Raw genomic sequence first — 22583 nt, forward strand, 5'->3', positions numbered from 1 at the left:
GGCCCGGGCGGTCAGTGGCCGGCCCGGGCGGTCAGTGGCCGGCCCGGGCGGTCAGTGGCCGGCCCGGGCGGTCAGTGGCCGGCCCGGGCGGTCAGGAAGGACAGCAGGTCCTGGCGGGTCACGATGCCCTGCGGCTTGCCCTCGACCAGCACCACCACCGCGTCGGCCTTCTCCAGCACCGCCATCAGGTTGGTCACCGACTCGCCGGAGCCGACCACCGGCAGCGGCTTCGACATCACCCCGTCGAGCGTGTCGGTCAGCTGGATCCGCCCGCTGAACAGGCCGTCCAGCAGCTCCCGCTCGACCACCGAGCCGATCACCTCGCCGGCCATGATGTCCGGATGCCCGGCGCCCGGGGAGACCACCGGCATCTGCGAGACGCCGAAGTCCCGCAGCACCCGGACCGCCTCGGCGACCGTCTCGTTGGGGTGCATGTGCACGAACTGCGGGATGCCCTCGTGCTCGACGGCGTCCTTGCGGCCCAGCACCTCGCCGATGTGCGCCTCGTCGGTGGCGGTCGGCAGGAAGCCGTAGTCCGCCATCCAGTCGTCGTTGAAGATCTTCGACAGGTAGCCGCGGCCGCCGTCCGGCAGCAGCACCACCACCACGTCCTCCGGCCCCAGCTCCCGGGCCACCTCCAGCGCCGCCACCACGGCCATCCCGCAGGAGCCGCCGACCAGCAGGCCCTCCTCCTTGGCGAGGCGGCGGGTCATCTGGAACGAGTCCTTGTCGGAGACCGCGACGATCCGGTCCGCGACCTGCCGGTCGTAGGCGGTCGGCCAGAAGTCCTCGCCGACGCCCTCCACCAGGTACGGCCGCCCGGTGCCGCCCGAGTAGACCGAGCCCTCCGGGTCCGCGCCGACCACCTGCACCTTCCCGCCGGAGACCTCCTTGAGGTAGTTGCCGGTGCCGGAGATCGTCCCGCCGGTGCCGACGCCCGCCACGAAGTGGGTGATCCGCCCCTCGGTCTGCTCCCACAGCTCCGGGCCGGTGGAGTGGTAGTGCGAGGCCGGGTTCTCCGGGTTGGAGTACTGGTCCGGCTTCCACGCGTTCGGGGTCTCCCGGACCAGCCGGTCCGAGACGTTGTAGTACGAGTCCGGGTGCTCCGGGGCGACCGCGGTGGGACAGACCACCACCTCGGCGCCGTACGCCCGCAGGGTGTTGATCTTGTCCGTCGACACCTTGTCCGGGCAGACGAAGATGCAGCGGTAGCCCTTCTGCTGGGCCACGATCGCCAGCCCCACCCCGGTGTTGCCGCTGGTGGGCTCGACGATGGTGCCGCCGGGCTTGAGCGCGCCGGAGGCCTCCGCCGCCTCGATCATCCGCACGGCGATCCGGTCCTTCACCGAACCGCCCGGATTGAAGTACTCGACCTTCGCCAGCACGGTGGCGCTGATCCCCTCGGCGACCTTGTTGAGCTTCACCAACGGGGTGTCGCCGACCAGCTCGATGATCGAATTGTGGTACCGCACGGGGGTCCTCCCGGTCCGTGGCATCACTGTTCTGCCGAAACCCCCAGCCTAGGCCCCCCTCCACGCCCCGACCGCCCCGCGCGGCCCCCGCCGCCGGGGCCGCCCGCGGTGCGGCGCGGTCCGGCGGGCGGGTGGTTCTGCGGGGGCGGGCCGGTACGGCGGCGCGGTCGGGGGGTATCCAGGGTGGTAGCGGTTGTGCGGAGCGGAGAGGGGGTGGGCCCATGGCCGGCTCGCAGGCGTCGAGGGCCCGGGTGGCGCGGCGGATCGCCACGGCGGCGGCGTACGGGGGCGGGGGGCTGGGGCTGCTGGGGGTGGGGCTGGCCGGGGTGCTGCTGACCGAGAGCCGGATGGCGGTCCGGGCGATCGGGGTGCTGGACGGGGAGCCGCCGTTCGCGGACGGGATGTACGGCGAGGGTTTCACCGATCCGCAGGACGTCCGCCCGCCGCTGGTGCTGGCGTTCCTGGGCGACTCGACGGCGGCGGGGCTGGGGGTGCAGCGTTCGCAGGAGACGCCGGGGGCGCTGCTGGCCTCGGGGCTGGCCTCGGTCGCGGAGCGCCGGGTGCGGCTGGTGAACGTGGCGAAGTCGGGGGCGCGCTCGTCGGACCTGGCCCGGCAGCTGGAGGCGGCGCTGGCGCAGCGGCCGGACGTCGCGGTGGTGATGATCGGCGCGAACGACGTGACCCGGCACGCCCCGGCGGCCCGCAGCGTGCGCGAGCTGGGCGAGGCGGTGGGCGTGCTGGTCTCGGCGGGGTGCCGGGTGGTGGTGGGCACCTGTCCGGACCTGGGCACCATCAAGCCGGTCCGGCCGCCGCTGCGCTGGGTGGCGCGGCGGGTGAGCCGGCAGCTCGCGGCGGCGCAGACCATCGCGGTGGTGGGGGCGGGCGGGCGGACGGTCTCGCTGGGTTCGCTGCTGGGTCCGGAGTTCGCGTCCCGGCCGGAGCTGTTCGCCGCGGACCGCTACCACCCGTCCGCGCAGGGTTACGCGACGGCGGCGATGGCGCTGCTGCCCTCGCTCTGCGCGGCGCTGGGGCTGTGGCCGCAGGAGTCGCCGGAGGCGGGCGGCGTGGTGGAGCCGCAGGCGGTGCTGCCGGTGGCGGTGGCGGCCGCGGCGGCGGCGGGGCGTTCGGGCACCGAGGTGACGGCGGCGGGTCCGGTGAACGGCACCTGGCGGTGGGCGACCTTGAAGCAGCGGTTCCGGTTGGCCCTGCCCGGCGGGGAGGAGGCCGCGCCCGCGCGGGTGGCGGGCGGCCGTCCGTCGCGGGCGATCGCGTCGGCGAACTCACATCCGGAGGCGGATGACGCCGGAGCTACCAAGCGGTAACTTTCCCGGGGAGATCCACCGGATCGCGTCCCGAGGTCACTCAGCGAGGAGCCCGCCATGCCCGAAGCCGTCATCGTCAGCGCCGCCCGTTCGCCGATCGGCCGGGCGTTCAAGGGTGCGCTGAAGGACGTCCGCCCGGACGACCTGACCGCGCAGGTCATCGGCGCCGCGCTCGCGAAGGTCCCGCAGCTGGACCCGCGGCAGATCGACGACCTGATGCTGGGCTGCGGCCTGCCGGGCGGCGAGCAGGGCCACAACCTGGCCCGGATCGTGGCCGTCCAGATGGGCATGGACTACCTGCCGGGCGCGACGGTCACCCGCTACTGCTCGTCCTCGCTCCAGACCACCCGGATGGCGCTGCACGCGATCAGGGCGGGCGAGGGCGACGTCTTCGTCTCGGCGGGCGTGGAGACCGTCTCGCGCTCGGTCAACGGCACCTCGGACGGCATGCCGGGCACCATGAACCCGCTGTTCGACGAGGCGCAGGCGCGCACGAAGCACCGCGCCGAGACCGGCGGCGGCGAGTGGCACGACCCGCGCGAGGACGGCCTGCTGCCGGACGCGTACATCGCGATGGGCCAGACCGCGGAGAACCTGGCCGCGCTGAAGGGGATCACCCGGGCCGAGCAGGACGAGTTCGGCGTGCGGTCGCAGAACCTGGCCGAGGCGGCGATCGAGGCCGGCTTCTGGCAGCGCGAGATCACCCCGGTGACGCTGCCGGACGGCACCGTGGTGAGCGCGGACGACGGCCCGCGCGCGGGCGTGACGCTGGAGGGCGTGTCCGGCCTGAAGCCGGTGTTCCGCCCCGACGGCACCGTGACGGCCGGTAACTGCTGCCCGCTGAACGACGGCGCGGCGGCGCTGGTGGTCATGTCGGACACCAAGGCCCGCGAGCTGGGCATCACGCCGCTGGCCCGGGTGGTGTCCACCGGCGTCTCCGGCCTCTCCCCCGAGATCATGGGCTACGGCCCGGTGGAGGCCTCCAAGCAGGCGCTGCGGCGGGCCGGGCTGTCGATCGGCGACATCGACCTGGTGGAGATCAACGAGGCGTTCGCCGCCCAGGTCATCCCGTCCTACCGGGACCTGGGCGTGGACCTGGACCGGCTGAACGTGAACGGCGGCGCGATCGCGGTCGGCCACCCCTTCGGCATGACCGGCGCCCGGATCACCACCACGCTGATCAACTCCCTCCAGTGGCACGACAAGCAGTTCGGCCTGGAGACCATGTGCGTGGGCGGCGGGCAGGGCATGGCGATGGTCATCGAGCGCCTGAGCTGAGCGCCGTGACGCGCGTCTCACCCGTCTGGAGTGACGCAGCGTGATTGAGGGCCGGATCACACCCGAGGTGCGATCCGGCCCGTTCTCCATCCTTCCGGGACCGGATTGTCGACGCACCGGATTGGATCAACTCCGCAGCGTAGAAAGGTATTACCTAACAATTTGAGGACAAGTAGGAAAGTCCCCGACAAATCCGACATCAGCCACTGCAGTAACGGCCGCCGATACGGCAGTGTGGAGGCGTAACCCCGTTCCGCTCCTCGTTGGGAGTACGTTCCGTGAGCGCCGTCTTCCTCTCCCTGCTGCTGGCACTGATCGCCCTGACCACCGCCGTCCTGCTCCACCTCCGCGCACTGGCAAGGAAGTTGGCAGACCGGCAGCCGAACCCGCAGTGGGACGAGGCACTGATACGCCGCGCCGTCGCCGAAGCCCTGGCCGCCGACCGGGAGCGGGAGATCACCGAGGCCCGGGCGTTCTGGGCCGAGCAGGAGGCCCGCGCCGCCGAGGACTCCCCGCTGTTCGACACCCCGTTCACCACCATCGGCGAGGACTGGCCGATCTTCTTCCCGCGCCCGACCGGGCCGCAGGAGGCCGCCGACAACGGCGTGATGGACCCGGAGTTCGGCGACGCGCTGCGGCACGCGCTGGAGGACCTGATCAAGGACGCCCCGGCGGACGGCGGCCCGGCCGGCGGCACCCGCGCCCCGCACCCGGCGCACCCCGCGCCCCCGGCGCACCCCGCGCAGGGCGGCGGCTTCCCGGCCCCCGGTGACAACGGCGACGTGCAGGCCCGCCGGGAGGCCGACCTGCTGGCCACCGGCCTGGAGGCCGGACTGCTGGACGCCGAGGGAGAGCCCGCGGCCGCGCCCGACCCGCGCCGGCACCCCTCGCACCCGGACTTCATCCCCAGCCCGACCCCGTCCCGCGAGTGGACCGACGACCGGCTGGCCGCGCTCGCCGAGGAGCGGATCGCGCTGACCGACGTCCGCCCCGGCCCGCTCGGCACCCTGGACGTGTACGCCTTCGCCGACGGCACCACGCTCTGCGTCGCCCCCGGCGACCGGGAGGCCGCCTACCGGCTGATCGACGCCGTCCGGGCCGGGGAGGACGTCCGGCTGCTCGGCGGGTCCCGGTTCTCCGGCTCGTACTCGCTGACCTTCTCCACCGACGACGAGACGGTCTACGTGCTCGCCGACCGGGTGGTCGCCTCGATCTGACCGCCCGCCCGCGCCCGCGACGGGGCGCCGACCGCCCGGCAAGGGGTTGCCCGGGCCGGCTCGGCGCCCCGTCGGCGTTCCGGCGCTCGGACGGCCCTGACGGGGCGTCAGGCGGTGAGCCGGTCGGTCCGCTCGACCTCGGCGAGCGCGGCGGCCAGCGCGGCCGGCGCGTCCGGGTGGCCGGCGCCCGCGGCGAGCGCCAGGTCGTGCCCGGTGACCGCGAGTTGGTCGCCCACCGCGAACGCCCCGCAGTCGGGCACCGCCAGCGCGGGCAGGCCCTCCAGCGCCCGGGCCCGGTCGGCCAGCCGGCCGGCCAGGTCGAGCGCGGCGGCGGCCCGGGACGGGTGCCCGGGGACGACGGCCAGCAGGCGGCTCTGCGGCATCGCCCGGAAGCGGTCGGCGAGCCGGTCGACGGCGGCGGTCAGCTGCGCGGCGCCGGCGGCGGGATCCTCGGTGGGAAGGCCCTCGGCGGGGTGGCCCTCGGCGGGCGGGTGCTCGGCGGGGAACTGCTGGGCGGCGGGGAGGTGCTCGGACATGCCCCCGAGCGTAGGCCCTCGCCCGGGCGTGCGGCGGGCCCCGGAGGATCGTTCCTCCGGGGCCCGCCGCGGTCCGCGCCGGACGGCGCGGCCGGTCGTGCGGCGCGGTCAGTCGTCGCCGCGCAGGATGGCGATCAGGCGCAGCATCTCCAGGTAGATCCACACCAGCGACAGCGTCAGGCCGAAGGCGGCCCGCCAGGCCTCCTTCTCGGGGGCGCCCTGCCGGATGCCCTCCTCGATCTCGGCGTAGTCGAGGGTGAGGAAGAACGCGCCGAGCGCGATGCCGATCAGGCCGACCACGATGCCCAGCGGGCCCGAGCGCAGGCCGAAGTCGGCGCCGAAGAGCATCGCGACCAGGTTGACCAGCATCAGGAGCAGGAAGCCCATGGCGATCGTGAGACCGATCCGGGTGTACCGGGGGGTGACCCGGATCCGGCCGCTCCGGTAGGCGATCAGCGTGGCCGCGAACACCGCGGCGGTGCCCAGCACGGCCTGGATGGCGATGCCCTGGAAGAGCGTCTCGAAGGCCTTGCTGAGCGCGCCCAGGAAGAAGCCCTCCAGCGCCGCGTAGGCCAGGATCAGGCCGGGGTTGACGCTGCGCTTGAAGCTCACCACCAGGCCGATGACCATGGCGACCAGGGCGGCGCCGATCGCCGGGGCGAAGTTGTCCACCGGCACGGTGAACCAGGCCACCGCGCCGAACGCGACCAGGGTGAGCAGCGTCATGGCCGTCCGGGCCACCACGTCGTCCATCGTCATCCGGCCGGTCCGGGCCGGACCGGCGGACGGCGCGCCGTACATCGCGGCGAGCTGTTCGTCCGTCAGCGGCGGCTGCCCGGCGGCCTGCGGGCCGCCGTACGGGCCGCCCGCGTACGGGGACCCGTAGGCCGACTGCCCGGGCTGGGCGGCCGGCTGCGTGCCGAACCCCGCGTACTGGTTGTCGCGGGTGAAGGACCCCTCCCGCGAGAAGACCGGGTTCCTGCTTCTCATCACATTCCCTCCGGGGCGGCACGGCACCACCCACACAGAGCACAAGAGTAATGGTTTGGCAAAGTATTCCGCGTCGGTCGTGAGGATGATCCGTGTCGGCTGCGCGGGGGGCCACCGAGGGGGCAGGGTGGGTGGCGCAACTGACGCATACCCAGAAAGGCGGCCCCCGATGGCCGAGGAGCTGTACGCCACGCTGAAGACCAACAAGGGCGACATCGTGGTCCGGCTGCTGCCGAACCACGCGCCCAAGACGGTCAAGAACTTCGTGGAGCTGGCGACGGGTGAGCGCCAGTGGATCGACCCGAACACCGGGCAGCCGAGCAACGCCCCGCTGTACGACGGCACGGTCTTCCACCGGGTCATCGAGGGCTTCATGATCCAGGGCGGCGACCCGCTGGGCAACGGCACCGGCGGCCCGGGCTACGAGTTCGCCGACGAGTTCCACCCGGACCTGGCCTTCACCAAGCCGTACCTGCTGGCGATGGCCAACGCGGGTCCGGGGACCAACGGTTCGCAGTTCTTCGTCACGGTCGGCGCGACCACCTGGCTGACCGGCAAGCACACCATCTTCGGCGAGGTCGCGGACGAGGCCAGCCGGAAGGTCGTCGACGCGATCGCCACCACCGCGACCAACCCGCGCAACGACCGCCCGGTGCAGGACGTGGTGATCGAGAAGGTCGCGATCGAGACCCGCTGACCGGTCCGGCGGCCGGAAGCCGCCCGCCCCGCGACCGGGACGGGCGGCTTCCGGCGTCGGGTCAGTCGGTCTTGATGCTGGTCAGGATGTCCATCCGGGCGGCCCGGCGGGCCGGCCAGAGGGCGGCGACCATGCCGACCAGGGCGGCGAGGGCGAGGAAGAGCAGCACGCTGCCGTACGGGATCACGGTGGTCAGTCCCTTCAGTTCGGAGGCCAGGGTCCGGGTCGCGGCCCAGGCGAGGAAGCAGCCGAGCAGGACGCCCACGAAGGCGCCGAAGACCGAGATCACCACGGACTCCAGGCGGATCATCCGCTTGATGCCGCGCCGCTCCAGGCCGATCGCCCGCAGCATGCCGATCTCGCGCTTGCGCTCGAACACCGACATGGCGAGCGTGTTGACCACGCCGAGGACGGCGACGACCACCGCCATGCCGAGCAGGCCGTACATCAGGTTGAGCATGGTCGAGATGATCCGGCTGAACTCGTCGACCATGTCCTTCATGGTCCGGACCTCCATCACCGGGTTGCGGCCGGTGGCGTCCTTGATCGACTGCTTCAGCGCGTCGGTCGGGCCGTCGACGCCCTTCACCAGGATCTGCTGGACCAGCGGGTCGGGGTCGTAGCGCTCGACCAGCTGGTTGGGGGCCAGCACCGGGGAGACCCCGTCGTTGCGCTCGAAGATGCCGCCGACGGTGAGCGTCACGGCCTGGCCCTCCGGGGCGGTGGCCGACAGGGTGGAGCCGACCGCGAGGTGGTGGGTGGCGGCGAACTCGTCGTTGACCAGCACCTGGCCCTGCTTGAGCGCCCCGGTGGAGCCGGAGGCCATGGTCAGGCTGACCAACTGGTCGAAGGCGTCGGCGTCGTAGCCCTCGATCGCCTTGGCCTGGTCGGAGCCGTCCAGCCGCCACCAGACGTTGTCGACCCGGCTGACCGCCCGGACGCCCTTCGCCCCGGCCACCAGCCCAGTCAGCTCGGGGGACAGCTGGCGGCCGTTGGCCATGGCGACCACGTAGTCGGCCCTCATCGACCCGGCGACCATCGAGGTGACGGCGCTGGTGACCGAGTTGCCGATCACGGTCAGCGCGGTGACCAGGGTCAGGCCGATGGTCAGCGCGGCCGCGGTGCTGGCGGTGCGCCGCGGGTTGCGCACCGCGTTCAGCCGGGCCAGCTTGCCGGGGGTGCCGAACAGCCGGGCCAGCACCGGGCCGACCAGCGCGATCACCGGCCGCGACAGCAGCGGCAGCAGCACGAACACGCCGATCAGGGTGACCGGGGCGCCGAGCTCCAGCAGGTGCTGGGCGCCCGAGCCGCTGCCGTTCGCACCGGCCAGGATCAGGCCCAGCCCGGCGCCGGCCAGCAGCACCCCGATCGTGTTGCGGATCAGCAGGCCGCGCTGGGTGCCGGGCTGCTCGCCGCTGCTCATCGCCGCCACCGGGGGGATGCGGGAGGCCCGGACGGCCGGCAGCAGCGCCGACAGCACGGTGACCACCACGCCGACCACCAGGGTGGCGACCACCGTCGCCGGGGCGACCACCAGCGAGCCGGTGGGCATGCCCTCGTCGAAGGCGTGCAGCAGGGACTGCAGGCCCGCGCCGATGCCGATGCCCGCGAGCAGGCCGCCGGCCGAGGCGGCCAGGCCGATCGCCAGCGCCTCCACCAGCACCGACCTGGTGACCTGGCCGCGGCTGGCGCCGACCGCCCGCAGCAGCGCCAGCTCCCGGAGACGCTGGGCGATCAGCATGGTGAAGGTGTTGACGATGATGAAGACGCCGACGAACAGCGAGATGCCCGCGAACACCAGCAGCATGGTCTTGGTGTTGCTGACCGAGTCGGCGACCATCCGGGTCTGCTCGTCCTTGAGCTCCTGGCCGGTCCGCAGCTCGACGCCGTCGGTGCCGGTCTCCGCCCGGGCCCGCTCCAGCAGCGCCTGCTCGGAGGTGCCGGCCCCGGCGGTGAGCACCACCGAGCTGAACCGGCCCGGCTCCAGCAGCTCCCGCTGGGCGGTGGCGGTGTCCATCAGCACCAGGGTGCCGCCGGAGGTGACCTGCGGGTCGTCGGTGGTGAAGACGCCGGTCAGCACGGCGTCCCGGGCGGCGCCGTTGCCGGCCACCCGGACGGTGTCGCCGAGGTGGTAGCCGGCCTTGTCGGCGGCCTGCCGGTTCAGCGCGATCTCGCCCTCGGCGCGCGGGCCGCGGCCCTCGGCCATCGGGTAGCGGGTGTCCGCGCCGGAGGCGTCCGGGACGAAGTTGGCGCCGCGGGCGCCCCAGACCTGGCCGACCAGGTCGCCCTTCTTGTCGGCGACGCCGGTGAAGCCGGAGACCACGCCGCGGGCCCGCTCGGCGCCGGGCAGCGCGGCCAGCTGCCGGACGGTGTCCTGGGTCAGCGAGTTCCGCTCCGGCCGCGGGGCGTCGCCGTCGGCGGGGCCGCCGTCGTCCGCGCCGGTGGCGGAGACCAGCACCGAGACGTCCGAGAAGCTGGTGGAGTAGCTGTTGCGCATGGCCTGGCCCATGGTGTCGGAGAAGACCAGGGTGCCGGCCACGAAGGCGGTGCCCAGCAGCACGGCCAGTACCGTCATCAGGAGTCGGCCCTTGTGGGCCAGCACGTTGCGCAGTGCGGTGCGATACATGGGGGTCAGTCCTGGGGAGAGGGGTGCGGTCGGTTCGACGGGGGCTGACGCGGCGGACGCGGCTGACGCGGGGTCAGCTGGTGCGGCCCTTGGCGTCGAAGCGGCGCATCCGGTCCAGGACGGTGTCGGCCGTCGGCCCGAACAGCTCGTCGACGATCCGGCCGTCGGCCAGGAACACCACCCGGTCCGCGTACGAGGCGGCCACCGGGTCGTGCGTCACCATCACCACGGTCTGGCCGAGTTCGCGCACCGAGTTGCGCAGGAAGGAGAGGATCTCCGCGCCGGAGCGGGAGTCCAGGTTGCCGGTGGGCTCGTCGGCGAAGACGATCTCCGGCTTGGAGGCCAGCGCCCGGGCGCACGCCACCCGCTGCTGCTGGCCGCCGGAGAGCTGGGCCGGGCGGTGCGAGAGCCGGCCGGACAGGCCGACCGTCTCCACCACCCGGTCCAGCCAGGCCCGGTCGACCTTGCGGCCCGCGATGTCCATCGGCAGCGTGATGTTCTCCAGCGCGGTCAGCGTGGGCAGCAGGTTGAACGCCTGGAAGACGAAGCCGATCTTGTCCCGGCGGAGCTTGGTCAGCTGCTTGTCCCGCAGCCCGACCAGCTCGGTCTCGCCGATCGTGGCCGACCCCGAGGTGACCTCGTCCAGCCCCGCCATGCAGTGCATCAGCGTCGACTTGCCGGAGCCGGACGGCCCCATGATCGCGGTGAACTCGCCCCGCCCGAAGGAGACCGAGACGTCGTCCAGTGCCACGACGCGGGTCTCGCCCTCGCCGTAGACCTTGTTCAGACCGGTGGCGCGGGCCGCCGCCAGGCCGGTGTGGGCTGCGTACGCGGTCGAGGTGCTCACGGTGGGGACTCCTGTCCGGAGGGTCGGGGTTCGTCACGGCGCGACCGGACGGGAAGGCTCTCCGACCGCTACCCCATCCTCACCGCCGCCCGGGCCCGCCCACGTCGCTCCGTCGAACGGTTGCCCCACCGCCGCCAGGCGTACGGCCCCTCCCGCCGTCTCCTCCTGCGGGATGACCCCTCCCCCGGACTCCGCCCGGGGCCCGGGTGGCCGAGAACAGCCGAAGCGTGGCCGAAACGGCGGACGCTTCGTCAGATGGCATGGAAGCATGACAACTTCCGTCCCGGGAAATATGCGAAACACTCGCCCGGCCGACTAGGCTCAGTGACTGAGTTCGCCGCGCTCCCAGGCCCAGATGGTGGAACGCAGACACGGGCAGCTTAAAACTGCTTGGCCGTGAGGCCGTGCCGGTTCGAGTCCGGCTCTGGGCACTCTCCTGCCCACCCTCGGTGACCTGGGGTGATGGCCCGGTCACGGGCCCCCGGGCCGGGGTGGCGGCCCGGCCACGGGCCCCGGAACGCCCGAAGGCCCCCACCCGGTGGAGGGTGGGGGCCTTCGCGTCACCGATGTGCTTACTCCGCCCGGTGGCGGGGCCGGCTGAGCACCACGGAGGTCGTGGTCCGGCGGCGCTGCCGGGCGGAGGGCCTCCGACTCGAACCCGACCTGTGTCGGGTCTGGTCGCTTACTTGCTCGCGGCGAGCTCCTTGGCGGGCTCGGCCGCGGCGGCGGGCTTCGGCGCGGGGGCGGTCGCCTCCTGGAAGGCGTCGAAGGGCTTCTCCATCTCGGAGAGGCCGACCGTCTCGCGCTTGAGGAACATCGCCAGGGTCCAGTCGGTGAAGACCCGGATCTTGCGGTTCATGGTCGGGACCATCGCGCCGTGGTAGCCGCGGTGGAACCACCAGGCCAGGCGGCCCTTGAGCTTGACCTTGCCGAACAGGATCGCCACGCCCTTGTGCAGGCCGAGGCCGGCCACCGCGCCGAGGTTCTTGTGCTTGTACTCGGCCTGCGGGAAGCCGCGCATGCCCGCGATGACGTTGTCGCCGAGGACGGCGGCCTGGCGGACCGCGTGCTGCGCGTTCGGCGGGCACCAGGCGCCCTCACCGGCGGCCAGGTCGGGGACCTGCGCGTTGTCGCCGGCCGCCCAGACGTAGTCGAAGCCCTGGACCTGGAGGGTCGCCGCGGTGTCCACGTGGCCGCGCGGGCCGAGCGGGAGGCCGAAGCGGTTGACGACCGGGTTGGGCTTGACGCCGGCGGTCCACACGATGGTGGAGGCGTCGAACTCCATGCCGTTCTTCAGCACCACGTGCTGGTCGACGCAGGAGTCCATCGAGGTCTCGATGTAGACCTCGATGTTGCGCTCCTCCAGCCGGCCCTTGGTCCACAGACCCAGGTCGGGGCCCATCTCGGGGAGGATGCGGTTGGCCGCCTCCACCACGACGAAGCGCATGTCGTCCCGGCTGACGGTCTTGTAGATCTTGGCGGCGTCGCGCGCCATGTCCTCGATCTCGGCGACGGTCTCGATGCCGGCGAAGCCACCGCCGATGACCACGAAGGTCAGGGCCTTGCGCCGGACGTCCTCGTCCGTGGTGGACTCGGCCTTGTCGAGCTGCGCCATGACGTGGTTGCGGAGGCTGATCGCCTCCTCGACCGTCTTCATGCCGATGCCGTGCTCCGCCAGGCCCGGGATCGGGAAGGTCCGGGAGACCGAGCCGGTCGCGACGACCAGGTACTCGAAGGGCAGTTCGTAGGAGTCGCCCGCCGCGGGCTGGATGGTGGCGACCTTGCGGGCGTGGTCCACCTCGGTCACGTGACCGGTGAGCACCTCCGCCTTCTTGAGGGCGCTGCGCAGCGGCGCGACGAGGTTGCGGGGCGCGACGTTGCCGCCGGCCGCCTCGGGAAGGAAGGGCAGGTACGTCATGTACGACCGCGGGTCGACGACCGTGACGGTCGCTTCGCCGTAGCGCATCTTTTTGAGGATGCGCATCGCGGCATACAGGCCGACGTAACCACCGCCGACAATGAGGATGCGAGGACGCTCCGTGGTGCTCATATCCGAAAGTATCCACCCCCGCCTGACGGAGCATTCGTGAGGCCCGTCACAAGCTCCTGGACACCTCGTGCTACACTACGCGCCCGCATTTCGACCCCCGGCGGGCCGTTCCGGGCCCGCCGACCGCCCTCCGCGACCGGCCCGGCACTCAGTGCCGCGCTGAGCAGCAACGATCCCCGTGCCGTGCGGGTTCCCGAGCGGGGTTTCGATTTCTCCGGGATGAACGGCAGGTTGCCTGCGATCCCATGCGCGAGCCGCCGACGGCGCCTTCGGTCCCACATTTCGGACGGAGCGGACAGCCAGGTGCGACGAAAGGCTGGATTGCCATGTGAAGAAATTCACGAAGCTTCTCCGGGCGACACGCCGCGGGCCCCCCGGGAACCCCCCGGAGGGCCCCGGGCGGGGCCCGGAAGGCCCTTGCGGGGGCCGGCCGGGACCGCCCCCGGGTGTCATGGCGGGGTCGGGCGGGGTCAGGCGATCGACCAGGCGATCCCGTCGAGGATGTCGTGCTCGGAGACCAGCAGTTCGGCGGCCCCGGTGCGCTCCATGATCTCCAGCAGGACCAGCGCGCCCGCCGCGATCACGTCCACCCGGCCGGGGTGCATGACCGGGACGGCGGCCCGCTCGGCGTGCGAGGAGTGCAGCAGCCACCGGGCGGTCTCCCGCACCCGGGCGACGTCCAGCACCGCGTGGTGGATCCGCTCGGAGTCGTAGCCGGGCAGTTCCAGGGCGATCCCGGCCACGGTGGTGACGGTGCCGGCCAGGCCGACCAGGGTGGCGCCGGAGTCCAGCGGGACGGCCTCGGCGACGGTGTCCAGCGCGGCCCGGATGTCGGCCCGGGCGGCCTCGATCTGCGCCTCGGTGGGCCGCCCGCCCGCGAAGTGACGCTCCGTCATCCGGACGCAGCCGATGTCCGTCGAGTACCCGGCCCGCACGTCCTGCTCGCCGAGCACGAACTCGGTGGAGCCGCCGCCCAGGTCGAACACCAGGTAGGGCGGGCGGTGCGGGCCGCCGAGCAGTTCGCGGGTGGCGCCGGTGAAGGAGAGCCGGGCCTCCTCGTCGCCGCTGACCACGCTCGGCTCGACGCCCAGGATCTCCTTGACCCCGGCGGTGAACTCGGCGGCGTTCTCGGCGTCCCGGGAGGCGGAGGTGGCGACCATCCGGACCCGCTCCGGGGCGACCCCGTGCGCGGCGATGACCTCGGCGTACTCGCGGCAGGCGGCGAAGGTGCGGGCCAGCGCCTCGGGGTGCAGCCGGCCGGTGCGGTCGACGTCCTGGCCGAGCCGGACGATCAGCATCCGCCGGTCCAGGTCGGTGATCGCGCCGGTCTCCGGGTCGAGGTCGGCGATCAGCAGGCGGATCGAGTTGGTGCCGCAGTCGATCGCGGCGACCCGGGTCGGGCTCACGACTCGTCCTCCGGCCCGGCCCCGGCGGCCTTGCGGGCGGCCCGCTCGGCACTCAGTGCCTCCTTGGCGGCGATCACCGCGTCGTGGTCCTGGTCCCCGGCCCTGGCCCGGTTGCGGGCGACCCGCTCGCCGGCCGCCTCGACCTCGGCGTCGCTGACGCACGGGCCCTTGGCCCACCACGGCTCCAGCATCCCGATCGCCTCGTCGCCGAGCGGGTTGACGCCCTCCCCGGCGGCCAGCGAGTGCCCGACCAGCACGTGCAGGCACTTGACCCGGTCGGGCATGCCGCCGGCGCTGGGGAAGCCCTCCAGCACCTCGACGGCGTCCCGGCGGGCGATGTAGTCCTCGTGCGCCGCGCGGTAGGCGGCGGCCAGCTCCGGGTCCTCGGCGAGCCGGGCGGTCTGCTCCTTCATCACGCCGTCCGCCTCCAGGGTGCCGATCAGCGAGGCGGCCCGGGGGCAGGTCAGGTAGTAGAACGTCGGGAACGGCGTGCCGTCGGGCAGCCGGGGCGCGGTCTCCACCACGTCCGGGTTGCCGCACGGGCAGCGGTGGGCGACGCCGCGCAGCCCGCGCGGGACCCGGCCGAGCTGGGCGGCGATGGCGGCGACGTCGCGGTCGGACACCTCGGGGGCGTCGGACGCGGGAGGGTTCTGGTTGCTCATCAGGTCAGGAGTCTGTTCGTCCGAGGGGGCGGGGTGGGCAGGGGGCGGCAAGGGGTGACGAGGGGCGGGCGGGGGCTTCAGGGGGCCGGCCGCGGTGCGGGCGCCGCGTCGGCGGCGTCGGCGGCGTCCACCGAGTCCCAGAGCGCGGCGTACCAGGGTTTGACGGCCTTCGGCCGGCCGGCCGCGGCGTCCGTCGAGGAGGGCTTGGCGCCGGGCGCGGGCGGCGGGGAGACCGAGACGAACGGGGTCTCGCCGGGCAGCGCGTAGTGCAGCCGCTCGCGGGCCTGCGCCTTGACGTACTCCGGGTCCTGCCAGCGGGCCTTCTCCCGGCGCAGCTCGTCGACCTGCCGGCGGGCGTGCTCGGCCTTGGCCCGCTGGTCGGCGATCTCGCCGCGCTGGGCGATGTACTGCCGGGCGGGGTAGGCCAGTATCGCCACCAGCGAGCAGAGCACGAGCACCAGCACGGTGGCCCGGCTGGTGAAGCGCGGTCGCGCCGCCAACCCGGGAATCCTCCACTTGGCCATCTGCTCACCCCTCCTGCGCATGCCGGTGCCCCGGCCCCCACCCTACGCGGTGGGAGCCGGGGCACCGGTCACAACAGGCGTCCGCCCGTCGCGGGGTTCAGCCCTTGAAGCGCGGGAAGGAGGAGCGGCCCGCGTACTCGGCGGCGTCGTCGAGGATCTCCTCGATGCGCAGCAGCTGGTTGTACTTGGCGACGCGCTCGGAGCGGGCCGGGGCGCCGGTCTTGATCTGGCCGCAGTTGGTGGCGACGGCGAGGTCGGCGATGGTGACGTCCTCGGTCTCGCCGGAGCGGTGCGACATCATGCAGCGGTAGCCGTTGCGCTGGGCCAGCTCGACGGCGTCCAGGGTCTCGGTGAGCGAGCCGATCTGGTTGACCTTGACCAGCAGGGCGTTGGCGGTGCCGGTCTCGATGCCCTTGCGCAGGCGCTCCGGGTTGGTGACGAACAGGTCGTCGCCGACCAGCTGGACCTTGTCGCCCAGCGCGTCGGTGATGGCCTTCCAGCCGTCCCAGTCCGACTCGTCCAGCGGGTCCTCGATGGAGACCAGCGGGTAGTCGGCGACCAGCTCGGCGTAGTACGAGATCAGGTCGGCGGCGGAGAGCGCCTTGCCCTCGAACTGGTAGGCGCCGTCCTTGTAGAACTCGGAGGCGGCGACGTCCAGGGCGAGCGCGACGTCCTTGCCCGGGGTGTAGCCGGCCTTCTTGATGGCCTCGGTGATGAGGTCGAGGGCCTCGCGGTTGGAGTCCAGGTTCGGGGCGAAGCCGCCCTCGTCGCCCAGGCCGGTGGAGAGCCCGCGCTCCTTCAGCACGCCCTTGAGGGTGTGGTAGACCTCGACGCCCCAGCGGACGGCCTCGGAGAAGGACTCCGCGCCGATCGGGGCGATCATGAACTCCTGGATGTCGACGTTGGAGTCCGCGTGCGAGCCGCCGTTGAGGATGTTCATCATCGGGACGGGCAGCACGTGGGCGTTCGGGCCGCCCAGGTAGCGGAACAGCGGCAGGTCGCTGGCCTCGGAGGCGGCGTGCGCCACGGCGAGCGAGACGCCGAGGATGGCGTTGGCGCCGAGCGAGGACTTGTCCGGGGTGGCGTCCAGGTCGAGCATGGCCTGGTCGATCAGGCGCTGCTCGGTGGCGTCGTAGCCGACCAGCTCGGGGCCGATCTGCTCGATCACGGCGAGGACGGCCTTCTCGACGCCCTTGCCGAAGTAGCGGTTCTTGTCGCCGTCGCGGAGCTCCAGCGCCTCGAAGGCACCGGTGGAGGCACCCGACGGGACGGCCGCGCGACCGGTGCTGCCGTCGTCGAGACCGACCTCGACCTCGACCGTGGGGTTGCCGCGGGAGTCGAGGATCTCACGGGCTACGACGACATCAATGGACGGCACGAGGCATCTCCTAGCGGAAGCGGATGTGTGGTCGTTACGACCAGAGCCTAGCCGCACAGCGCGCCGCGGCCACGCCCGGCCGGGCCCCGTCTCACGCTGTGGCCCGGCTACTCGCCGGTAGTTCACCTGTTTGACGGCCGGTCCGCCGCTCCCGGTGGCGCGAACTGCTCGGCGCGCGCCGGGAGCGGACGGGGCGTCAGGGGACGCGGCCCCCGTCGGGGCGGCGGCGGGACCTCGTCAGGTCCGCGGGCCTCGCGTCCCGGATGCCGGACCGGGTGCCGGACCGGATGCCGAGCCGGGTGCCGGGTCCGGCGCGGGCCCCGGCGTCAGAGGGCGAGCACCTGTCCGGGCAGGATCAGGTCGGGGTCGGCGCCGATCAGCTGCCGGTTCGCCCGGTAGATCCACTCCCAGCCGCCGGCCACGTGCTGCGCGGCGGCGATGGCGGAGAGCGTGTCGCCGCCCTGGACGGTGTAGCCGCCGGCGGCGCCCTGCGGGGCCGGCTGGGGGGCCTGGGGCGCGTCCTGGGGGTCGGCGGCGGTCTCGGCCGGCCGCTTCGACGGCGCGTCCTGCGGCTGCCGGGGGGCGGCCGGGCGCTCCTCGGAGCGCGAGGCGGTGTCGGCGGACACCTCGGCGGGCGCGCCGCCCTTGACCAGTCCGGCCCGCTTGGAGCAGACCGGCCAGGCGCCGGGGCCCTGGGAGGCGAGCACCCGCTCGGCCACCGCGATCTGCTGGGAGCGGCTGGCCTGGTCGGCGCGGGCCGCGTACTGGCCGCCGCCGTAGGCGCGCCAGGTGGAGGAGGTGAACTGCAGGCCGCCGAAGAACCCGTTCCCGGTGTTGATGCCCCAGTTCCCGCCGCTCTCGCACTGGGCCACGCGGTCCCAGGTGTCGACGGGTGCCGCGACCGCCCCGGTGGCGGCCAACAGGGGGAGTGCCAGGCCGACCGAGGCCACGCCGGCGGCGGCGATGACCTTCTCGGCCTTGGTACTACGGGGGTGACGAGCAGTGTGGGTGAACAGCACGGGACATCCTCTCCGCACGCCTGCGAGGTGAGCTGTCGGGTTCGGACCGGGAGGCTGGCCCGGCCGCCGGACGGTCCGGGCGCGCTTGCGCCCGTTGCTCGGCGGCTTCACCCCAAGCCGTTGGGACTACGGCGTTCACACTGGTTCCCCCACTCCTGTCCGGTACCTGGTCGGTGGCCCGAGGACGCGGCGGACAGGACTCGGCGTGCCGCGATCGGGGCCCGCAGCTGCGGGCATGTCGGAGAGTAAGCAAAGCTGACGAGCAATCACAAGCTCATATCACCATGATCACGCCGAAATCACGGAAATTCTCCATTCGTCGGCGAACGATCCAGGTATGTCCGGATTCGTCCCGGACGGGAGTGCGACGCGCGCGCCCGCCCCGGCGCGTCGCCGGCCGGGCGCGGCGGCGTGTCGCGGGCGCTGAAACGGCGTCAGCGGGGCGTGAAGGAGACCGGGAGGTCGCGCAGGCCGCGCATGATCAGCCCGCCCCGCCAGCGCAGCTCGGCCGGATCGGCGGCCAGCCGGACGTCCGGGAGCCTGGTCAGCAGGCTGCCGATCGCGCGCTGCCCCTCAAGCCGGGCCAGCGGGGCGCCGATGCAGTAGTGGATGCCGTGGCCGAAACCCAGGTGCGGATTGTCCTGCCGGGCCAGGTCGAGGGTGTTCTCGGCGGCGAACCGGGCCGGGTCGCGGTCCGCCGCGGCCAGCACCACCAGCACCGGGTCGCCGACCGGGACGTCCACCCCGCCGATGGTCAGCGGCGCGGTGGCGAAGCGCCAGGTCGCCAGCTCCACCGGGCCGTCGTAGCGCAGGAGTTCCTCGATCCCGGTGGCCAGCAGGCCGGACTCGCCGCGGGCCAGCGAGTCCTGCAGCAGGGTGAGCTGGCCGGGGTCGCGCAGCAGCGCGTGCATCCCGTTGCCGATGAGGTTGATGGTGGTCTCGAAGCCGGCGAACAGCAGGATGAAGGCCATCGCCGCGGCCTCGTTCTCGGTCAGGTGCTCGCCGTGGTCACCGGCCCGGATCAGGCCGGAGATCAGGTCGTCGCCGAGGTCGGCCCGCTTGCGGTGGATCAGGTCGGCCAGGTAGCCGCGGATCTGCTTGACCGCGCGGCCCACCCCTCCCCTCTTGCCGCCGGTATGCCGGATCATCATGCCGGCCCAGTCTCGCAGGTCGTCCTGGTCCTCCTCGGGGACGCCGAGCAGGTCGCAGATCGCGTAGATGGGGAGCGGGAAGGCGAACTCGTGGATCAGGTCGGCCTCGCCGCGGGCCGCGAAGGAGTCGATCAGCCGGTCGGTGAGCTGCTGCACCCGCGGCTCGAACGCGGCCACCCGGCGTGGGGTGAACGCCTTGGAGACCAGCCGGCGCAGCCGGGTGTGGTCGGGCGGGTCGATGTTCAGCAGGTGGGTCATCAGGTCGGCCTGCCGTTCGCCGGGGATGCCGACCCGGCCGCTGCGGTGGGCCTGTTCGCTGTGGTGCGCCGGGTTCTTGGAGAGCCGGGCGTCCGCCAGCGCCTGCCGGGCGTCCGCGTAGCGGGTGACCAGCCAGGCGTCGACCCCGCTCGGCAGGGTGGTGCGGTGCACCGGCGCGTGCTCCCGCAGCCAGGCGTACGCCGGGTAGGGGTCGGCCGCGAACTCCCAGGTGAAGAGTTGCGGGTGGGCGGCGTGGGGCTGATCTGGCATGTCTTGACCGTATCCGGAAGCGCCACCGCGTGAGTCTGGTCACCTGGTGGGTATTCCCTGTTGCGGAGCGTCGGGGCGAGCCTACGATCCTCCGATAACCACAGTGGGCGGCGTGCGGGCCGGCCACGGGTTCGCTCGGAAAGGGGAGCTGACCATGCGAGTAGCCGGTGCAGTGGTGGTCATCGCGGTGCTCGACGGAGGCTCGGGGGCCGACCTGGCCCGCAGGTTCTCCGCCGCCGGCGCCGCCGGTCTGCTCATCGCCGATCTGCGCCCCGGCGTCGCCGAGGACCTGGCCGCCGAACTCGACCGCCCCGGCTGCCCGGTGGTCGGCGTCTCCGGCGACGTCCACCGCCCGGCGGACATCGCCGCGCTGGTCGACACCGCCGTCAAGCACCTGGGCCCGATCGACCTGTTCGCGGTGGCCGGGCCGGACGGCGAGCGGATCGTCCAGCTCGCCGAACTGCCCCTCCACCTCGACCCGCTGGCCGAACTGCTCGCCCTGGTCGGCGAGGCCATCGGCGAGGTGATCCCGGCCCAGCGCCGGCCCGTCGCGGACGTCCCGCTGGCCGGCTAGCCCGCCCCCCTCGTCACTTCTCGGGCAGGCCCTCGGCGGAGCGGACCGCCGCGCGGTAGCGGCGGGCCGCCGCCCGCAGCGCCGCGTCCACGTCCACCCCCCGGTCGTAGCCGCGCTGCGCGACCGCCAGCAGCAGCTCGCCCGCCGACTCCGCGGTCAGCTCGGCCGGCAGCTCGTACGGCGCGTCCGGCACGGCGGTGAAGTGCGCCCGGCGCACCCGGGACACCAGCTTCGCCGCGTACGCCAGCGCGGGCAGGCCCGCCGGGACGCCGTCCAGCACCGACTCGCGCTGCTTCTCGGCCGCCTTCAGCTGCTCCCAGTTGGCCTCGGTCTCGGCGGAGCCGGACACGCTCACGTCGCCGAACACGTGCGGGTGGCGGTACATCAGCTTCTCGACGAGGTCGCCCGCGACGTCGTCGATCGAGAACGGGTCCTCGGCGTCCTCCTCGGCGATCCGGGCGTGGAAGAACACCTGGAGCAGCACGTCGCCGAGTTCCTCGCGCAGGGTCTCCCGGTCGCCCTCCTCGATCGCCTCGACCAGCTCGAACGCCTCCTCCACCAGGTACTTCACCAGGCTCCGGTGGGTCTGCTCGGCGTCCCACGGGCAGCCGCCGGGCGAGCGCAGCCGGTCCATCACGGAGGCCAGGTCCAGCAGCCGGGCGCCCGGCAGGTCGTACGAGCCCGGCAGCAGTTCGATCTCCGGGTGCTCGCCGGCCTCCTCCACCGCGATCCGGGCCAGCGCGTCCGTCAGCCCCGGGTCGCCGTCCGGGCTCTCCAGCCAGAGCGCCGGGGCCTCGGCCAGCAGCCGCCGGGCCAGCGCCGGGGCCGGGGGCCGCTCGATCACCTCCGGCTCGACGCCCGCCGCCCGCAGCGCGGCCAGCTGCGGGTGGTCCGCGACCCCGGCCAGCACCTTCGGCGCGGACCGGAGCGCCTCCCAGGCGGGCCAGGACAGCAGGCCGGGGGCGACGCGGTGGGTGGTGGTCAGCAGGATCAGCTTCGGAGTCTCCACGGGGTCGAACCTACCGGGAGGCGCCGGCCGCGCGGGACGTGCCCGCCCGGCGCGGGGTCAGTGCCGGCGGCGGGCCCTGGAGAGCAGCACCAGCAGGCCGGCCAGGGCGCAGCCGAGGGCGGCCAGGCCGATCAGCGGGAGGGCGCCGGCGCTGCCGGTCCCGGGGAGGCGGCTGCCCTCCGGCGCGCCCGGGGCCGGGGCCGGGTCGGCGGCCGCCACCGGCCGGGCGGCGGTCGCCGGGCCCGGGTGGGCCGGCCGGACCGCCGCCGCCCGGACCACCGCCGGGCGCGGCCCGGGCGGCACGGCGGACGCGGCGGGGGACGCGGCGAGCGGCAGGAGCAGTCCGGCGGCGGCGGGCAGGACCGCGCACAGCGCGCGCAGCCTCCTCGACAGGGGGGAACGGCGCTGGAGCACGGACGGACCTCGCAACCGGTGCGACGGAGGGGCAGGGCTGCCCCACAGCCTCACCGGCCCGGCCGGGCCCGCCCGGGGGACACGGCGGTGGCGCGGGGCCGCTCACCCGTCCGGCGCAGGCCGGGCCGGAGCGGAACGGGCCGGTGTGCCGGGCCGGTGTGCCGGGCCGGTGTGCCGTACCGGCGCTGCGGTCAGAGCGTCCGGACGGTCTTCGGCAGCCAGTCCTCGGTGCTGTCGGTGAGGCCGATCCGGGCGGTGTCCCAGCTGCCGTAGCGCGGATTGACCTCGATGTGCAGGGCGGTGCCGGCGTCGACCAGCGCCTTGCGGATCGCGGCGTCGCCCTCGGCGCCGTTCGGGTCCTGGCCGCCGGCCAGCTTCATCAGGCCGATCTGCTGGCGGTAGAAGCCGTCGACGTCGCCGGTCGGGACGCCCTGCTTGGCGCGCAGCAGTTCGGCGAGCTTTTCCTCGCTGCCGACGGTCCGGGCGTCCGCGGTCCGGGCCCGGTCCACCTCGCTCTGGCTGACGTCGAGCCGGCGGTCCGCCAGGGCCCGGGCGACCACCTTGCCGAGCACCAGGTCGGAGACCGCGTGCCGGGCCAGGCCGGGCTGCTCCTCGGTGGCGGCCCCGTCCTGCGCGGCGCCGTCCCGGACGGCGGCGACCCGGGCCTCGACCTGGGCGATGCTGATCCGGTCGCCGCCGACCACGGCGGCGGCCCCCTGGTGCGCCGGTGCCCCGCCGCAGGCGGTGAGCGCGGCGGCGGCGACCGCGACGCCGAGGGCGGCCCGCAGTCGGCGGGGGGAGCTGGTGCGGATCACTGGGGCCTCCTGGGCGGTGGAGCGCGGTCCGGTGGTGCTCTGCGTACGTGGCTGGGACGAACACTATT

At 73.7% G+C, this 22583-nt stretch carries 20 protein-coding genes, 1 tRNA gene and 1 riboswitch; of the genes, 6 read left to right on the forward strand and 15 right to left on the reverse strand.

What is annotated here, in order from left to right:
• Window positions 1–71 precede the first annotated feature (71 nt).
• Entirely contained in the window at window positions 72–1472 is a 1401-nt protein-coding gene (locus K353_RS23845) for a cystathionine beta-synthase (protein WP_111555604.1), read from the reverse strand.
• Between the two features lie 221 nt (window positions 1473–1693).
• Between K353_RS23845 and K353_RS23850 the strand changes: the two genes are divergently transcribed.
• The 3 genes from K353_RS23850 (at window position 1694) to K353_RS23860 (ending at window position 5289) form a co-directional block, all read left to right on the forward strand.
• On the forward strand, window positions 1694–2794 hold the full coding sequence (locus tag K353_RS23850) for an SGNH/GDSL hydrolase family protein (protein ID WP_111555605.1): 1101 nt from the start codon (window positions 1694–1696) through the stop codon (window positions 2792–2794).
• 57 nt (window positions 2795–2851) lie between these two features.
• A complete protein-coding gene (locus K353_RS23855) occupies window positions 2852–4072 on the forward strand; it encodes an acetyl-CoA C-acetyltransferase (protein WP_111555606.1) in 1221 nt (406 codons plus the stop codon).
• A gap of 278 nt (window positions 4073–4350) precedes the next feature.
• Window positions 4351–5289: a hypothetical protein gene (locus tag K353_RS23860; RefSeq protein ID WP_111555607.1), complete on the forward strand. Its 939-nt coding sequence runs from the start codon at window positions 4351–4353 to the stop codon at window positions 5287–5289.
• A gap of 107 nt (window positions 5290–5396) precedes the next feature.
• On the opposite strand, the gene K353_RS37280 is transcribed toward K353_RS23860, so the two are convergent.
• Together K353_RS37280 and K353_RS23870 are read right to left on the reverse strand one after the other, a co-directional pair.
• Entirely contained in the window at window positions 5397–5825 is a 429-nt protein-coding gene (locus K353_RS37280) for a hypothetical protein (protein ID WP_370447644.1), read from the reverse strand.
• A 108-nt stretch (window positions 5826–5933) separates the two neighbouring features.
• The gene (locus tag K353_RS23870) at window positions 5934–6815 is read right to left on the reverse strand and encodes a Bax inhibitor-1/YccA family protein (RefSeq protein WP_111555608.1); all 882 of its coding nucleotides are present in this window, start codon (window positions 6813–6815) and stop codon (window positions 5934–5936) included.
• A 169-nt stretch (window positions 6816–6984) separates the two neighbouring features.
• Between K353_RS23870 and K353_RS23875 the strand changes: the two genes are divergently transcribed.
• Window positions 6985–7512 (forward strand): peptidylprolyl isomerase, encoded by a 528-nt coding sequence (locus K353_RS23875; RefSeq protein WP_111555609.1) that lies wholly within the window; start codon window positions 6985–6987, stop codon window positions 7510–7512.
• A gap of 61 nt (window positions 7513–7573) precedes the next feature.
• Here the strand turns inward: K353_RS23875 and K353_RS23880 are convergent, their stop codons facing one another.
• Together K353_RS23880 and K353_RS23885 are read right to left on the reverse strand one after the other, a co-directional pair.
• On the reverse strand, window positions 7574–10138 hold the full coding sequence (locus tag K353_RS23880) for an ABC transporter permease (RefSeq protein ID WP_111555610.1): 2565 nt from the start codon (window positions 10136–10138) through the stop codon (window positions 7574–7576).
• Window positions 10139–10211: 73 nt separating this feature from the next.
• On the reverse strand, window positions 10212–10985 hold the full coding sequence (locus tag K353_RS23885; protein ID WP_111555611.1) for an ABC transporter ATP-binding protein: 774 nt from the start codon (window positions 10983–10985) through the stop codon (window positions 10212–10214).
• Between the two features lie 349 nt (window positions 10986–11334).
• Here K353_RS23885 and K353_RS23890 point away from each other — a divergent pair.
• Window positions 11335–11416 (forward strand) — tRNA-Leu (locus K353_RS23890).
• 251 nt (window positions 11417–11667) lie between these two features.
• Here K353_RS23890 and K353_RS23895 read toward each other — a convergent pair.
• The 7 genes from K353_RS23895 to K353_RS23925 form a co-directional block, all read right to left on the reverse strand.
• Window positions 11668–13035: an NAD(P)/FAD-dependent oxidoreductase gene (locus K353_RS23895; RefSeq protein WP_100836592.1), complete on the reverse strand. Its 1368-nt coding sequence runs from the start codon at window positions 13033–13035 to the stop codon at window positions 11668–11670.
• A gap of 470 nt (window positions 13036–13505) precedes the next feature.
• Window positions 13506–14441 carry a Ppx/GppA phosphatase family protein gene (locus tag K353_RS23900; protein WP_111555612.1) on the reverse strand — a complete coding sequence of 312 codons (936 nt, stop codon included), beginning with the start codon at window positions 14439–14441 and terminating at the stop codon, window positions 13506–13508.
• Window positions 14438–15103: a DUF501 domain-containing protein gene (locus tag K353_RS23905; protein ID WP_111555613.1), complete on the reverse strand. Its 666-nt coding sequence runs from the start codon at window positions 15101–15103 to the stop codon at window positions 14438–14440. The genes K353_RS23900 and K353_RS23905 overlap by 4 nt, the downstream gene beginning before the upstream one ends.
• A gap of 77 nt (window positions 15104–15180) precedes the next feature.
• Window positions 15181–15627: a septum formation initiator family protein gene (locus tag K353_RS23910; protein WP_233533790.1), complete on the reverse strand. Its 447-nt coding sequence runs from the start codon at window positions 15625–15627 to the stop codon at window positions 15181–15183.
• Window positions 15628–15724: 97 nt separating this feature from the next.
• Window positions 15725–17005 (reverse strand): phosphopyruvate hydratase, encoded by a 1281-nt coding sequence (eno, locus tag K353_RS23915; RefSeq protein WP_111555615.1) that lies wholly within the window; start codon window positions 17003–17005, stop codon window positions 15725–15727.
• A 326-nt stretch (window positions 17006–17331) separates the two neighbouring features.
• Window positions 17332–18024, reverse strand: a complete 693-nt coding sequence (locus tag K353_RS36945) for a transglycosylase family protein (protein ID WP_111555616.1) — start codon at window positions 18022–18024, stop codon at window positions 17332–17334.
• Window positions 18025–18027: 3 nt separating this feature from the next.
• Window positions 18028–18226: riboswitch (cyclic di-AMP (ydaO/yuaA leader) on the reverse strand.
• A 232-nt stretch (window positions 18227–18458) separates the two neighbouring features.
• Window positions 18459–19703 (reverse strand): cytochrome P450, encoded by a 1245-nt coding sequence (locus K353_RS23925; RefSeq protein WP_111555617.1) that lies wholly within the window; start codon window positions 19701–19703, stop codon window positions 18459–18461.
• Between the two features lie 154 nt (window positions 19704–19857).
• Between K353_RS23925 and K353_RS23930 the strand changes: the two genes are divergently transcribed.
• Entirely contained in the window at window positions 19858–20277 is a 420-nt protein-coding gene (locus tag K353_RS23930) for an SDR family NAD(P)-dependent oxidoreductase (RefSeq protein WP_111555618.1), read from the forward strand.
• A 13-nt stretch (window positions 20278–20290) separates the two neighbouring features.
• Here the strand turns inward: K353_RS23930 and K353_RS23935 are convergent, their stop codons facing one another.
• The 3 genes from K353_RS23935 to K353_RS23945 all read right to left on the reverse strand — a co-directional run bounded on the left by K353_RS23935 (window position 20291) and on the right by K353_RS23945 (window position 22515).
• On the reverse strand, window positions 20291–21286 hold the full coding sequence (locus tag K353_RS23935) for a MazG family protein (RefSeq protein WP_111555619.1): 996 nt from the start codon (window positions 21284–21286) through the stop codon (window positions 20291–20293).
• Window positions 21287–21343: 57 nt separating this feature from the next.
• Entirely contained in the window at window positions 21344–21700 is a 357-nt protein-coding gene (locus K353_RS23940; protein WP_111555620.1) for a hypothetical protein, read from the reverse strand.
• A 191-nt stretch (window positions 21701–21891) separates the two neighbouring features.
• A complete protein-coding gene (locus K353_RS23945) occupies window positions 21892–22515 on the reverse strand; it encodes a SurA N-terminal domain-containing protein (RefSeq protein ID WP_111555621.1) in 624 nt (207 codons plus the stop codon).
• Window positions 22516–22583 lie beyond the last annotated feature (68 nt).

It is taken from the genome of Kitasatospora sp. SolWspMP-SS2h (genome assembly GCF_003259315.1).
Taxonomy (GTDB): Bacteria; Actinomycetota; Actinomycetes; order Streptomycetales; family Streptomycetaceae; genus Kitasatospora; species Kitasatospora fiedleri.

Bases quoted from the DNA above. Each gene is read 5' to 3' on its own strand.
- K353_RS37280 (WP_370447644.1), bottom strand. From the start codon at position 5,825: ATGTCCGAGCACCTCCCCGCCGCCCAGCAGTTCCCCGCCGAGCACCCG.
- K353_RS23905 (WP_111555613.1), bottom strand. From the start codon at position 15,103: ATGAGCAACCAGAACCCTCCCGCGTCCGACGCCCCCGAGGTGTCCGAC.
- K353_RS23850 (WP_111555605.1), top strand. From the start codon at position 1,694: ATGGCCGGCTCGCAGGCGTCGAGGGCCCGGGTGGCGCGGCGGATCGCC.
- K353_RS23930 (WP_111555618.1), top strand. From the start codon at position 19,858: ATGCGAGTAGCCGGTGCAGTGGTGGTCATCGCGGTGCTCGACGGAGGC.
- K353_RS23880 (WP_111555610.1), bottom strand. From the start codon at position 10,138: ATGTATCGCACCGCACTGCGCAACGTGCTGGCCCACAAGGGCCGACTC.
- K353_RS23870 (WP_111555608.1), bottom strand. From the start codon at position 6,815: ATGAGAAGCAGGAACCCGGTCTTCTCGCGGGAGGGGTCCTTCACCCGC.
- K353_RS23855 (WP_111555606.1), top strand. From the start codon at position 2,852: ATGCCCGAAGCCGTCATCGTCAGCGCCGCCCGTTCGCCGATCGGCCGG.
- K353_RS23895 (WP_100836592.1), bottom strand. From the start codon at position 13,035: ATGAGCACCACGGAGCGTCCTCGCATCCTCATTGTCGGCGGTGGTTAC.
- K353_RS23925 (WP_111555617.1), bottom strand. From the start codon at position 19,703: ATGCCAGATCAGCCCCACGCCGCCCACCCGCAACTCTTCACCTGGGAG.
- K353_RS23910 (WP_233533790.1), bottom strand. From the start codon at position 15,627: ATGGCCAAGTGGAGGATTCCCGGGTTGGCGGCGCGACCGCGCTTCACC.
- K353_RS23875 (WP_111555609.1), top strand. From the start codon at position 6,985: ATGGCCGAGGAGCTGTACGCCACGCTGAAGACCAACAAGGGCGACATC.